The following is a 13085-nucleotide window of genomic DNA, read 5'->3' as shown; positions in this document are numbered from 1 at the left end:
CAGCGCGTGAGCGACATCATCACGGAAATCACGGCCGCCAGCAGCGAGCAAAGCGTGGGCATCGACGAGATCAACCGCGCCATCGGCCAGATGGATGCCGTCACGCAGCAAAACGCGGCCCTGGTGGAAGAATCGGCCGCCGCAGCGGAATCCATGCAGCACCAGGCGCATAACCTGGCGCAAGTGGTCAGCGTCTTCAAGCTGAATGCCCAGCAGGCCAGTGTCAGCGGTTTGAAGGGAGCCAAGCGCCCGGCAGCCAAGGCGCCGCAAGAGGCATTGCGGATCGGCCGCGTTGCTTAATTTGATGGTTGCCGGGTGGACTTAGACCCTACATCAACTGCTGGGGTCAGACCCGGCGGGTCTGACCCCTGATCGACCGCCTGCTGCGATAGCCGGTCCGCCTCGCCATTCCTGTGGCGCGGCAGCCAGCGCAAGCTGACCTCATTGAATTGTTCCAGCAGGGCCACCACGGTGGCCCTTTGCGTTTCCAGCCCCCTGGCGCCCACGCGCGTCGCGCCCAGCACATCGTTGATCACCACCTGGCTATCGCCGTACAGCAGCAGTTGCACGGGCGGCGGGCGCACGGCCAGCGCCGCCTGCAGCACGGCCGTCAGGGCCGCATATTCGGCGTCGCTGCTGCTGCCATAACCGGCCGCCTCGCTCACTTCGATACGTTCGCCATTCGGTCCCAGCAGCAGTGCGCCTATGCCCAGCTTGCCCGGATTCGGATGGGCGGAACCGTCGAACCAGCCGCGCCAGGCCAGCGGGCCGCCATGGTCCTGGCGGCTGAGCGCCAGCTGCGCGCGGCGCGCCTGCATCTTGGCTTCCTTGCGCAGTTTTCGCGCCGCTGCTTCTTCCGTCATGGCTTGATCAGGAAGGTATCGATGAGGCTGCCTATCCAGCATGCCGCCAGCACAGCAACGGCCACCGTCATGGCGGGCCCGTCATTGGCGGACAGCGCATCGACTTTTTCCGCGATCAGCTGCACGTCGAGGGGCAGGGCGCCACTGTCGATCTGTGCCATTAGCTGGTCCAAACGTGCCATGATCTGGCGCAATACGATCACCAGCGCGATCAGGGCGGGCACGAGGAAGAGGCAGCCGCGCGCCTTGCGTTTCAATACAAAATGCCCGCTGCCGGGGAACACCAGGGCCGACAGCAGCAGGGCGAGATGACGTTTGGAAAGGGGGGAGCCGCTCATGCGTGCCTTTGTGAGGAGAAAGAGCGGCTCATCATACTATTGCCAGCCGAATTTGCGCAGATACACGCGTTTCATGAACGTCGTCAGCACGGTGTAGCAGACGAGGATGCCCAGCAGCCAGGGGAAATAGCCGAGCGGCAGCGCTTGCAGCTTGAAGTAGGTCGCCAGCGGACCCATCGGCAGGAACACGCCCACGGCCATGATGAGGGTCGTGGCCACCAGCAGGGGCACGGACGCGATGCTGTCGATGAAGGGCAGCTTGGGCGTGCGGATCAGGTGCACGATCAGGGTTTGCGTCAAGAGGCCCACGACGAACCAGCCGGACTGGAACAGCGTCTGCTGCTCGGGCGTATTGGCGCCAAACACATGCCACATCAGGATAAACGTGCTGATGTCGAAGATCGAGCTGATGGGGCCGAAGAAGACCATGAAGCGGCCGATGTCGCGCGGGTTCCAGCTCAGCGGCTGCTGGATCAGTTCGGCGTCGACATTGTCGAAGGGAATGGCGATCTGCGACACGTCGTACAGCAGGTTTTGCACCAGCAAGTGCAGCGGCAGCATGGGCAAAAACGGCAGGAAGGCGCTGGCCACCAGCACGGAAAACACATTGCCGAAGTTCGAGCTGGCCGTCATGCGTATGTATTTGAGCATGTTGCTGAAGGTGCGCCGGCCTTCCAGCACGCCTTCTTCCAGCACCATCAGGCTCTTTTCCAGCAAGATGATGTCGGCCGCTTCCTTGGCGATATCGACGGCCGAATCGACGGAAATGCCGATGTCGGCCGCACGCAGGGCGGGCGCGTCGTTGATGCCGTCGCCCATGAAACCGACGATGTGACCATTGCCGCGCAGGGCGCGCACGAGGCGTTCCTTGTGCAGCGGGCTGAGCTTGGCAAACACGGTGTTGTCCTCGGCCGCCCTGGCCAGGGTGGCGTCGTCCATGTCATCCAGTTGCGGGCCTTGCAGCACGCCATGCACGGCCAGGCCCACTTCGCGGCAAATCTTCGCCGTCACGAGGTGGTTGTCGCCCGTCAAGACCTTGACCGTCACGCCGTGCTCGGCCAGCGCGCGCAGGGCGGGCGCCGTCGATTCCTTCGGCGGATCGAGGAAGGCCACGTAGCCGATCAGGGTCAGCGCCGTTTCATCGGCCACGCCGTACACGGTTTTATGGGGCGGCACTTCCTTGACGGCCACGGCCACCACGCGCAAGCCTTCCGCGTTCAGGCCGTGCGTGGTTTCCAGCACCTTGGCCAGCAGGGCCGCATCAAGCGGAATGCTGACGCCGCCCAGACGCAGATGGCTGCAGGCGGCGAGGATTTCCTCGACGGCGCCCTTGCAGATCAGTTCATGGTGGTCATTCTTTTCGGAAACGACGACGGACATGCGGCGGCGCACGAAATCAAACGGGATTTCATCGACCTTGACGTAATCGCGCGCCAGCTGCATTTCCGTCTGCAATTCCACATGGTCGAGCACGGCGCGGTCGAGCAGGTTTTTCAAGCCCGTCTGGTAGTGGCTGTTCAGATAGGCGAATTGCAGCACTTCGTCGGACGGCTTGCCGAACACGTCCGTGTGGCGCTCGAGCACGATCTTGTCCTGCGTCAAGGTACCCGTCTTGTCCGTGCACAGCACGTCCATGGCGCCGAAGTTCTGGATGGCGTCCAGGCGTTTCACGACGACTTTCTTTTTCGACAGTTTCACGGCGCCCTTGGCCAGGGTGCTGGTGACGATCATGGGCAGCATTTCCGGCGTCAGGCCGACGGCCACGGACAGGGCAAACAGGAATGCTTCCATCCAGTCGCCCTTGGTCCAGCCATTGATCAGGAACACGAGCGGCGCCATGACGAGGGCGAAGCGGATCAAGAGCCAGCTGACGCTGTTGACGCCCGCTTCGAACGCCGTCGGCGTGCGCTCCGTGGCCGTCACTCTCGTGGCGATGGTGCCAAAATACGTGCGGTTGCCCGTCGCCAGGACCAGCGCCGTGGCGGCGCCCGAGATCACGTTCGTGCCCATGAACAGCAGATTGGCCAGGTCCATCGGGTCTTTGCCATGGGCGTCGGACAACTCGGCCATCTTTTCCACGGGCAGGGATTCGCCCGTCATGGCGGCCTGGCTGACGAACAGGTCTTTCGCGGACAGCAAGCGGCAGTCGGCGGGAATCATGTCGCCGGCCGACAGCACGATGATGTCGCCCTGCACCAGCTGGCGGATGGGCAGTTCGCTTTGCTGGCCGTTGCGCAGCACGGTGGCCGTATTGCTGACCATGGCTTTCAGGCGCTCGGCGGCCCGGTTCGAGCGGCCTTCCTGCACGAAGCGCAGCAGGGTCGACAAAATCACCATGGTGCCGATGACGATGGTCGCCTTCGGATCTTCCGTCAGGTAGGAAACGATGGCCAGCACGGTGAGCAGCAGGTTGAACGGATTCTTGTAGCACAGCCACAGGTGCTGGTACCAGGCCAGCGGTTTTTCATGCTCGACCTCGTTCGGTCCCGTTTGCGCGCCGATGACTTGCGCCTCGGCATCGCGCAAGCCTTCCAGGCGCGTGTGCAGGCGGTTCAGCGCGCTGTCGAGGTCTTCATGGGCGGCCGCCAGCAGCTGGCGCGCCAGGTGGTCGGGCACGGGACGGGCCGTGCTGTTTTCCAGCGGCATGGCGCGGCGGCGGAAGTTGCCGGCCGTATGGCGCTTGCGCAGGAACGATTCGAATAAGCGGGTGAAGAGGTTCATGGCTCTTCCTTTCACGACGAGGTGTTGACGGGCGGCGCAGCCGCAGGCAAGACTTGCGTGCCGCCAGCGCGACATGGCGAACCATGGCGCTGGCGGGCAATCCGGGTCAGTAGCCGGTCGCGATCGGAAAGAGGGGGAGGGCGCGCGGCCGTACTGGCCGCGAGAGACACCGCACCTTGCTCAGCAAGGCACGGAGGAAAGGAAGTTCCGCGTTGCTTGCTGTTTAGCTGCCGAGGCAATCACCGATACAAGATCGGCTACTGTCACTAGAACAAGTACCCACGTGGGACTCCGTAAATGAATAATGAGGGCATCTTATGGATGGGCTGCCGGGGTGTCAACTGAAGAAATCTTAGGTTTCCAAAGTGTAATGTGACTGTTGCAGCCCCACGCTCAGGCATGTTGCGTGGCAAGCGCCAGCGAATCGGACAATATCTGCCACAGCGCCGCATGGCGCTGCTGCAGCGCGGCGCCACCCGCGTAGATCAGCTCCACGTGCAGGCTGTCGACGATGCCCAGGTAGGCTTGCGCGTACAGTTCGATGCGCTGCGGCGGTAAAGCAGGTGCAAGACGCGCCAGGCTCTTCACGTAGTGTCGCTGCAATTGCGCCAGCAGCGCTTCATAGCCCGTGCCCACTTCCACGCGCAGGGGCGTGGGCGGCAAATACGCCGTGCGCAGCAAAAAGCGCAGATGGGCCGACTCCGCGTAGCGCTGCGCCATGCGGTCGCCGTACAGGGCGCCGGCCTGCTGGCCGCCGGGCGCCGTCAGCACAGCCTCGTCGGCAAAGCAGCCGTCCATGAACGCTTGCTCTTCGGCCAGCGCGTCGGCAAACACGTCGAGGAAGAGGGCGTCCTTGCCGGCGAAGTGCGAATACAGCGAAGCCTTGCGCATGCCCGCCTGTTCGGCGATGTCGCTCAGCGACGAGGCATCGTAGCCGCGCTCGGAAAAGTGCACGACGGCGACGGCGCAGATGTTATCGGCCGAGGCCGAGCGTTTTTTCATCATTGGGGTGAGAGTGGGTGAGGCGTCAGTGCGCTCCCAGGCTGCCGGCATGGACCGGATGGATGCGCGCAGTGGCCAGGGTCAGCCATGATACCAGCAGGCCGGCCACGGTCAAGAACAGCAGCCATGGCAATGGTCCCCATTCGGACAGGCTGGCCGCCAGAGGCGTGGCCAAGGACGACAAGGTCATCTGGATGGCGCCCAGCAGGGCGGCCGTGAAACCGAGCGCGCGTTGCTGCGAACCCATGGCCATGGCCATCAGCGCCGCTTCCGCGATACCCAGGCCGAACAGGGCCACGAACATGCCCGGCACGACGGCCGCGATGCCCGCTCCCGTCCAGGCACCGAGCATGGCCAGTCCCGCGCCGCCCAGCATGGCGACGCTGCCCGCCACGCTCAGGCGCGCCACGCCGTGCCTTTCCACCAGGCGGCCGCTGGCCATCGCGCCCAGCAGCACGGCCACGCCCGTGGCGCCGAATTCGAGGCCGAAATGGCTGGCGGACAGGCCGAAATCGCGCTGGTACACGAGCGACGCGCCGCCGATATAGGCAAACAGGAAAAAGAAAGTGGCGGACAAGGCCAGCGCGGGCAGCAGGAAGGCGCGGTCCAGCGCGATGCGCGCATAGGTGCGGTGCATGCCCTGGGGCGAGACGCGGCGGGCGGGCGCTAACGTTTCCGGAAGGAACAATGCGCTATTGAGCAGGGTCAAGGCGCCCAGCGCGGCCAGGGCCAGCATCACGGCGCGCCAGCCGTAGTGCGCGTCGAGCAAGCCGCCCACGGCGGGCGCCAGCACGGGCGCCAGACCGACAATGGTCATCAACAGGGCAAACAGCTGCGCCGCTTTGACCCCATCGGCCACGTCACGCACCATGCTCATCACCACAACCAGGGTCAGCGCCGCACCCAGGCCCTGCACGGTGCGCGCCAGCAGCAGGGTGCTCAATTGATCCGCCTGCGACGCCCATACGGCCGCCACGATGTAGACGGCGATGCCGGCCAGGAGCGGACGGCGCCGGCCCAGCATGTCGGTGAGCGGCCCGCACAGCAGCTGCCCGCCGCCCAGGGCCAGCAGGAAGACCGTCAGGCTCAGCTGCACGTTCGCATACGAGGTGTGCAGCTCGCGCGCCATGGCCGGCATCGAGGCCAGATACATGTCGATGCCTGCCGGACCAAGCACGGCCACGAGAGCCAGGGAAGCGGCCAGCCCGAGACTGGCGGCGGGGAGAGTGGTTTGCTGCTGCATCGCGCTTCCTTCATATCGTGAAAAAAATGGGGCATGGACGCCGCCGTGTTTTTTATTGTACACTTACTGCCTACCGGTAGGTAGCTTGTTCAGTCAATGAAAAGGATGAGAGCGATGAAGGAAGAGACAATGACGGGAGAGCTGGCATGACGGAAGTGGGAATTGCGCTCAGCGGCGTTGCCGTGGCGCTACTGTTCGCCGCCTGGAGTTCGCACCGCGCCCGTTGCGAGCGGCGCGATGTCGTGTGCATGACGATACTGGGTACCGTGCTGGGCTTGCCTGGCGCGGTCTTGCTGGCGTTGTAGGTCGCGTAGGTCGGATTAGGCCCGAAGGGCCGTAATCCGACAACATGGTTGGCGTATATGGTGATGTCGGATTACGCTCCGCTAATCCGACCTACGATGAAAAAAGGCAGGCCGCGCGGCCTGCCTTCTTGTCGTCAGCATGCCCGTTTAAGCGGGCGCCTGGCGCTTACTCTTCTTCGTACGAGCTGATCGGCGCGCAACCGCAGAACAGATTACGGTCGCCATACACGTTGTCGGCGCGGCCGACCGGCGGCCAGTATTTGCGCTGGCGCAGGGAAGCGACGGGGTAGGCCGCGATTTCACGGCTGTACTTGCGTTCCCAGCTGTCCGACATCAGCACTTGTGCCGTGTGCGGCGCGTTTTTCAAGGGGTTGTCGTCATGGTCGAATTCACCGCTGGCGACCTTGGCGATTTCCGCGCGGATGGCGATCATGGCGTCGATGAAGCGGTCGATCTCCACTTTCGATTCGCTCTCCGTCGGCTCGATCATCAGGGTGCCCGGCACGGGGAAGCTCATGGTCGGCGCATGGAAGCCGAAGTCCATCAAACGCTTGGCCACGTCTTCATTGCTGATGCCGGTGGCGTCCGTGATCGGGCGCAGGTCCAGGATGCACTCGTGCGCGACCAGGCCATCGTGGCCCGAATACAGCACGGGGTAGTGCGGCGCCAGGCGGCGGGCGATGTAGTTGGCCGCCAGGATCGCCGTCTCGGTGGCGGCCGTCAAGCCTTCCGCGCCCATCATGGCGATGTACATCCACGAAATCGGCAGGATGCTGGCCGAGCCGAATGGCGCGGCGCTGACGGCGCCGATGCCGGCTGCGTCGCGCTGGTAGCCGGAGGAACGCTGGTTCGGCAGGAATTTCGCCAGGTGGGCGCCCACGCCGATCGGGCCGACGCCTGGTCCGCCGCCGCCGTGCGGGATGCAGAAGGTCTTGTGCAGGTTCAGGTGCGACACGTCGCCCCCAAAACTGCCGGGAGCGGCCACGCCGACCAGCGCGTTCATGTTGGCGCCGTCGATGTAGACCTGGCCGCCGTGCGCGTGGATGATTTCGCACAGTTCCTGGATGCCTTCTTCAAACACGCCGTGGGTGGACGGGTAGGTGACCATCACGCAAGCGAGGTTGGCGCTGTGCTTTTCCGCTTTTGCCTTCAGGTCCGCCAGGTCCACGTTGCCGTTGGCGTCGCAGCTGGTGACGACGACCTGCATGCCGACCATATTGGCCGATGCGGGGTTGGTGCCGTGCGCCGACGATGGAATCAGACAGATGTTGCGGTGTCCTTCGCTGCGCGATTCGTGATAGGCCTTGATCACCAGCAGCCCCGCGTATTCGCCTTGCGAGCCGGCGTTCGGCTGCAGCGAGACGGCCGCGTAGCCCGTCAATGCGCACAGCATCTCTTCCAGTTGCGAGATCATTTCGCGGTAGCCGACCGTTTGCGCATCCGGCGCGAACGGGTGGATGTTCGAGAACTCGGGCCAGGTGACGGGAATCATTTCAGATGTGGCGTTCAGCTTCATCGTGCACGAGCCGAGCGGGATCATGGTGCGGTCCAGCGCCAGGTCCTTGTCGGCCAGGCTGCGCAGGTAGCGCAGCATTTCGTGTTCCGAGTGGTAGCTGTTGAAGACCGGGTGGGTCAGGTAGGCGCTTTCGCGCGCCAGGTTGGCCGGCAGCGCACTGGTGACATTGGCTTCGACTGCGTCCAGGTCCGGGGCGGCAGGCGCGTTGGCCAGGCCGTGCGCGAACACCTTCCACAGCAGCGCGATATCGTCGCGCGTGGTGGTTTCGTCGAGCGACACGCCGACGTGGGTGTTGTCGATCTTGCGCAGGTTGACGCCGTGGTGCATGGCCGTCGCGTGCAGCTGCGCCGCATCGGCGACATTGATGGTCAGGGTGTCGAAATAGCTGGCGTTGACGACGCCATAGCCGAGGGTCTTCAGGTTGGCGGCCAGTACGCCCGTAAAGCGGTGCACGCGCTGGGCGATCTGCAGCAGGCCGGCAGGGCCGTGGTAGACGGCGTACATCGAGGCCATCACGGCCAGCAGCACTTGCGCCGTGCAGATGTTGGACGTCGCTTTTTCGCGGCGGATATGCTGTTCGCGCGTTTGCAGGGCCAGACGATACGCCTTGTTGCCTTGCGCATCGACGGTCACGCCGACCAGACGGCCCGACATATTGCGCTTGAATTCATCGCGCGTGGACAGGTAGCCCGCGTGCGGGCCGCCGAAACCGAGCGGCACGCCGAAGCGCTGGCTGTTGCCGACGACGACGTCGGCGCCCCATTCGCCCGGTGGCGTGAGCATGGTCAGGGCCAGCAGGTCGGCCGCGACGATGACCATGGCGCCATTCGCGTGCAGTTTTTCCACGCCGGCGCGGTAGTCGCGCACGACACCGTTCACGCCCGGGTATTGCAGCAGCACGCCGAAGCAGGCGTCGAGCGACTCGATTTCAGCCGGGTCGAAGGTGCGCACTTCGATGCCGATCGGCTGGGCGCGCGTCTGCACCACTTCCAGGGTTTGCGGCAGCACGTCATTGGCGACGTACAGCACGTTCGACTTCGACTTGCCCACGCGCTGGATCAGGGTCATCGCTTCGGCGGCGGCCGTGCCTTCGTCCAGCATCGAGGCGTTCGAGATGCCCATGCCGGTCAGGTCCGTGATCACTTGCTGGAAGTTCAAAATCGCTTCCAGGCGGCCTTGCGAAATCTCCGGCTGATAAGGCGTGTACGCCGTGTACCAGGCCGGGTTTTCAAAGATGTTGCGCAGCACGACGCCAGGCGTAAACGTGTTGTAGTAGCCCTGGCCGATCAGGGATTTCAGTACCTGGTTCTTGCCGGCGATGGCTTTCAGGCGCGACAGGGCTTCCTGTTCCGGCATCGGCTGCGAGTACGCGCCCAGGGGCAGCGCGCCCTTGTTGCGGATGTTGGCCGGCACCAGGGCGTCGATCAGCGCGGCGCGCGATGGATAGCCGAGGGTCGCCAGCATGGCTTGCTGTTCGGTGGCGGAAGGGCCGATGTGGCGGGCGATGAAGGCATCGCGTGCTTCGAGTTGGGTCAGGCTGGTGCGGGTCATGATATAGAGGCCAAAAAAGACTGAAAAACCGGGATGCGGCGCGCGGGCGCGGCGCCGGGCATAGCTACAAAATTAAATGCAAACGGGCCGCAAACGCGGCCCGTGAGTCAAACGCGATCAGGCGCTGGTGGTGGCGCCATAGGCGGCAGCGTCGAGCAAGCCGTCCAGGGCCGACACGTCGGCTGGCTTGATCTTGAACAGCCAGTTGGCGTAGGCGTCGGCGTTGATCGATTCAGGCGCATTGACCACGTCGTCGTTGACGGCCACGACTTCGCCCGACAGCGGTGCATAGATGTCGCTTGCCGCCTTGACCGATTCCACCACGGCGGCGTCGTCGCCGGCGGTGAAGGTGGCGCCCACGTCAGGCAGTTCGACGAAGACGATGTCGCCCAGCGCATCCTGCGCGTACTCGGTGATGCCGACGGTGATCGTGCCGTCGGCTTCCAGGCGTACCCATTCGTGGGAAGCGGTGTACTTCAGGTCTGCAGGAATGTTCATGTGTGGCTCCAGATAGTAAATGTTCGTTATTGATTATGTTTATTCAGTCTTGCGGGCGGCTCTAATACGCTTACGCAGCCAGGATTTTACCGTTACGCACGAAAGGCAGCTTGACTACCGAGGCGGCCAGCTGCTTGCCGCGGATTTCCACGTGCACGGTGTCGCCCACGTTGACGCCGTTCGGCACGCGCGCCAGGGCGATCGCTTCCTGCATCGTCGGGCTGAAGGTGCCGCTCGTGATTTCGCCTGTTTGCTCGTTACCGGCGATGATGACTTTTTGATGGGCGCGCAGCACGCCGCCTTTTTCGCGCAGGATCAGGCCGACGAATTGCGCGTTCTGGCCTTTGGCCTGCAGGGCGGCCTTGCCGATGAAGTTGCGCTCGCTGACCAGGTCGATGGTCCATGCGAGGCCCGCGTCGAGCGGGTTGACGGTTTCGTCCATGTCCTGGCCGTACAGATTCATGCCCGCTTCCAGGCGCAGGGTGTCGCGCGCGCCGAGGCCCGCCGGCTTGACGCCGGCCGCGATCAATGCGTTCCACAGCGCTTCCACCTGGGTGGCGGGCACGCCGATTTCAAAGCCGTCTTCGCCCGTGTAGCCGGTGCGCGCCAGCATGACTTCGCCAAATGGCGTGTCCTTGACGATGACGACGTTGAACGGCTTGATGGCTTCGGACGCGGCTTGCGTCTGCGGCAGCACCTGCCACACCTTGGCGCGCGCGTTCGGGCCTTGCACGGCCACCAGGGCCATGGCGTCGTTGCCGTCGCGGCGCTGCGTGATTGTCAGGCCGCTGCTGGTGGCGGTGTTTTGCTGCTGCATCCAGGCCACGTCTTTTTCAGCCGTGCCCGCGTTGACGACGAGGCGGAACCAGTTTTCATTGAAGAAGTAGACGATCAGGTCGTCGATGACGGTGCCTTCGGCATTCAACATGCACGAGTACAGGGCCTTGCCCGACACTTGCAGCTTGTCGACGTTATTGGCCAGCAAGCCGCGCAAAAAGGCGCGCACGTTCGGACCTTCGATATCGACCACGCACATATGGGACACGTCGAACATGCCGGCGTCGCCGCGCACGGCGTTGTGTTCTTCGATTTGCGAGCCGTAGTTGACGGGCATGTCCCAGCCGCCGAAATCGACCATGCGGGCGCCGAGGGCACGGTGGGCGTTGTTGAGTGGGGTCGCTTTGAGCGTCATGGATTCCTCGGGACGAAGGTAATAGGGGAGTTAACAAAACATAGAATAGCCAAACACGGCTTTCCAGCGTGATCACTGACCCCCCTGTCCTTTGTACCTGAGAGATTACGGGGGCTTGCCCCGTGCGCCCCTTCGGTGGGCCGCCGGCAATAGCCGCGGCCGCTCTCCAGAGTTGAGCTGAGTATGTCGCCAAAGCAACAGCTTCAGTCCGCCTGATCGGTCCTTTTGCCTGAGAGTTTTTGGGTAGTGCCCCTTCGGCGGCAACGCTGGGTTGCCCTCTCCCGATCAAGTGGGAGGAATATATGCCAGCAGGGTGTTTCTGTCAATCTGAAAAGACGTTGCCAGATTGCAGCAAAAGCCACGGTTTGCGGGGCTGCGGGGGGCTGCTGGCTCAACGCAAGTGGGCGCCGCGCCGCGCGGGAATGCGCTATGATGAAGTCCTGGCTTTCTTGCGGGTGGCTGCCATGAACACGACACAAAGCGAGACACAAGACGAGATACAAGGCGAGACACAAAACAACACCGAGCAGCACGGTTACTTTACCCTCTCGGGCGACGTCAACAGTGACATGGTGCGGCGCGTCTTCAACGCCGCGGCCGACATCACGGAAGACAAGCTCACCACCGCGCACATCCTGATACAGTCCAACGGCGGCTATGTCAGCGATGGCATCTGTCTGTACAACTTCCTCAGCAAGTTGCCGCTCGACATCATTACCTACAATGCGGGCGCCGTGGCGTCCATCGCCGTCACCCTGTTCCTGGCGGGGCGGCAGCGCCATGCCAGCGACACGGCCCGCTTCATGGTACACAAGTCGCATGCGACGGCCTCGCCCGGTTCGCGCCCCGACGCGCTCAGCATTATCGTCGAGGGCTTGCGCGCCGACGACATGCGTACGGAACGCATCCTGCGCGGCCACGTCAACCTGACGCAAGAGCAGTGGCAGGTGCACGCGTATTCCGACCTGCACCTGACGGCCGAGCAGGCGCTGGACGTGGGCATGATCGATTCGATCCGCGACTTTGCGCCGCCCAAGGGCAAGCGCCTGACGAATATCTGATGCCCGGGCGGCTGGTCCTGGCGTGGAATTTTGTAATCGAATGTAATTCTTCGCTGCAGCACAGCAAAAGCTGCGCGGAACAGGGCGGAGTCATGGCATAGTGCAAGCTGATCATGAAATAAGCGCGTGCACGATGACTTGGTGGAATGGGATTTCTTTTGCGGCCGACATGTCCGTGATGGGGCCGGCTGGCGTGGCGATCGCCCTGTGGCTGCTTGTGTCGCGCCAGTGGCGTTTGGTGCTCAGCTGGAGCTTGTGGTACGGCGGCGGCCTGGCCCTCGTGGTGCTGTCGAAGCTGGCCTTCATGAGCTGGGGCGTGGGCAGCAGCACGCTCGATTTTACGGGTTTCAGCGGCCACGCCATGCGCGCCGGCGCCGTGTTTCCCGTGCTGATGTATGTGCTGTTGCAGCGGGCGGAACCGCGCTGGCGCCATGCCGGCGTGCTTGTCGGCGTGGCCTTTGCCGTGCTGGTGGCCATTTCCCGCGTGGTCGTGCATGCGCACAGCGTGTCGGAAGCCGTCAGCGGCTGCGTGCTGGGCCTGGCGCTGGCGCTGGGCTTCATGTGGAATGCCCGCGGCGCCGTCGATTTCGCCGTCAGCCATGCGCTGGCCCTGGCCAGCCTGGTGCTGATGGTGGCGCTCAGCTTCAAGGCCGAACCCATGCCGACCGAGCAATGGCTGCAAAAACTGGCCATGGTGCTGTCCGGCCATGAGCGCGTTTTTTCCCGTGCGGACTGGAAACTGGCGCAGGATGGCCGTCCTGCCCGGTGATCCGCTGCCAACTGGCGCCTGGCGCC

Annotated in this window: 11 protein-coding genes, 1 pseudogene and 2 riboswitches; of the genes and pseudogenes, 4 read left to right on the top strand and 8 right to left on the bottom strand. The window is 63.8% G+C overall.

Annotated features, from left to right (window positions below; translation table 11 throughout):
• Nucleotides 1-300, top strand: a pseudogene (locus BLU39_RS18570) (hypothetical protein); the annotation flags it as partial.
• On the opposite strand, the gene BLU39_RS18565 reads toward BLU39_RS18570, so the two are convergent.
• The 5 genes from BLU39_RS18565 to BLU39_RS18545 form a co-directional block, all read right to left on the bottom strand.
• The gene (locus BLU39_RS18565) at nucleotides 297-863 is read right to left on the bottom strand and encodes a ribonuclease HI family protein (protein WP_254789008.1); all 567 of its coding nucleotides are present in this window, start codon (nucleotides 861-863) and stop codon (nucleotides 297-299) included. The pseudogene BLU39_RS18570 and the gene BLU39_RS18565 sit on opposite strands and share 4 nt — an antisense overlap.
• The gene (locus BLU39_RS18560) at nucleotides 860-1201 is read right to left on the bottom strand and encodes a DUF6677 family protein (RefSeq protein WP_092715601.1); all 342 of its coding nucleotides are present in this window, start codon (nucleotides 1199-1201) and stop codon (nucleotides 860-862) included. The genes BLU39_RS18565 and BLU39_RS18560 overlap by 4 nt, the downstream gene beginning before the upstream one ends.
• A gap of 36 nt (nucleotides 1202-1237) precedes the next feature.
• Nucleotides 1238-3922: a magnesium-translocating P-type ATPase gene (gene mgtA, locus BLU39_RS18555; protein ID WP_092715599.1), complete on the bottom strand. Its 2685-nt coding sequence runs from the start codon at nucleotides 3920-3922 to the stop codon at nucleotides 1238-1240.
• A gap of 393 nt (nucleotides 3923-4315) precedes the next feature.
• On the bottom strand, nucleotides 4316-4927 hold the full coding sequence (locus tag BLU39_RS18550) for a TetR/AcrR family transcriptional regulator (RefSeq protein ID WP_092715597.1): 612 nt from the start codon (nucleotides 4925-4927) through the stop codon (nucleotides 4316-4318).
• A 22-nt stretch (nucleotides 4928-4949) separates the two neighbouring features.
• A complete protein-coding gene (locus BLU39_RS18545) occupies nucleotides 4950-6167 on the bottom strand; it encodes a Bcr/CflA family efflux MFS transporter (RefSeq protein WP_092715595.1) in 1218 nt (405 codons plus the stop codon).
• Nucleotides 6168-6313: 146 nt separating this feature from the next.
• On the opposite strand from BLU39_RS18545, the gene BLU39_RS28690 reads away from it, so the two are divergent.
• Entirely contained in the window at nucleotides 6314-6472 is a 159-nt protein-coding gene (locus BLU39_RS28690) for a hypothetical protein (RefSeq protein ID WP_175539356.1), read from the top strand.
• A 166-nt stretch (nucleotides 6473-6638) separates the two neighbouring features.
• On the opposite strand, the gene gcvP is transcribed toward BLU39_RS28690, so the two are convergent.
• The 3 genes from gcvP to gcvT form a co-directional block, all read right to left on the bottom strand.
• The gene (gcvP, locus tag BLU39_RS18540; RefSeq protein WP_092715593.1) at nucleotides 6639-9539 is read right to left on the bottom strand and encodes an aminomethyl-transferring glycine dehydrogenase; all 2901 of its coding nucleotides are present in this window, start codon (nucleotides 9537-9539) and stop codon (nucleotides 6639-6641) included.
• Nucleotides 9540-9656: 117 nt separating this feature from the next.
• Nucleotides 9657-10037: a glycine cleavage system protein GcvH gene (gene gcvH / locus BLU39_RS18535; RefSeq protein WP_034752282.1), complete on the bottom strand. Its 381-nt coding sequence runs from the start codon at nucleotides 10035-10037 to the stop codon at nucleotides 9657-9659.
• A gap of 70 nt (nucleotides 10038-10107) precedes the next feature.
• The gene (gene gcvT / locus BLU39_RS18530) at nucleotides 10108-11229 is read right to left on the bottom strand and encodes a glycine cleavage system aminomethyltransferase GcvT (protein WP_092715591.1); all 1122 of its coding nucleotides are present in this window, start codon (nucleotides 11227-11229) and stop codon (nucleotides 10108-10110) included.
• A gap of 74 nt (nucleotides 11230-11303) precedes the next feature.
• Nucleotides 11304-11409, bottom strand: a riboswitch (glycine riboswitch).
• A gap of 27 nt (nucleotides 11410-11436) precedes the next feature.
• Nucleotides 11437-11523, bottom strand: a riboswitch (glycine riboswitch).
• 170 nt (nucleotides 11524-11693) lie between these two features.
• On the opposite strand from gcvT, the gene BLU39_RS18525 reads away from it, so the two are divergent.
• Together BLU39_RS18525 and BLU39_RS18520 are read left to right on the top strand one after the other, a co-directional pair.
• On the top strand, nucleotides 11694-12290 hold the full coding sequence (locus BLU39_RS18525) for an ATP-dependent Clp protease proteolytic subunit (protein ID WP_232731051.1): 597 nt from the start codon (nucleotides 11694-11696) through the stop codon (nucleotides 12288-12290).
• Nucleotides 12291-12423: 133 nt separating this feature from the next.
• The gene (locus BLU39_RS18520; protein ID WP_232731052.1) at nucleotides 12424-13059 is read left to right on the top strand and encodes a phosphatase PAP2 family protein; all 636 of its coding nucleotides are present in this window, start codon (nucleotides 12424-12426) and stop codon (nucleotides 13057-13059) included.
• Nucleotides 13060-13085 lie beyond the last annotated feature (26 nt).

Source organism: Janthinobacterium sp. OK676 (assembly GCF_900103595.1).
Lineage (GTDB): Bacteria > Pseudomonadota > Gammaproteobacteria > Burkholderiales > Burkholderiaceae_D > Janthinobacterium.
The sequence above is the reverse complement of the archived record's forward strand: the minus strand, read 5'-3'. Positions and strand labels throughout refer to the sequence as shown.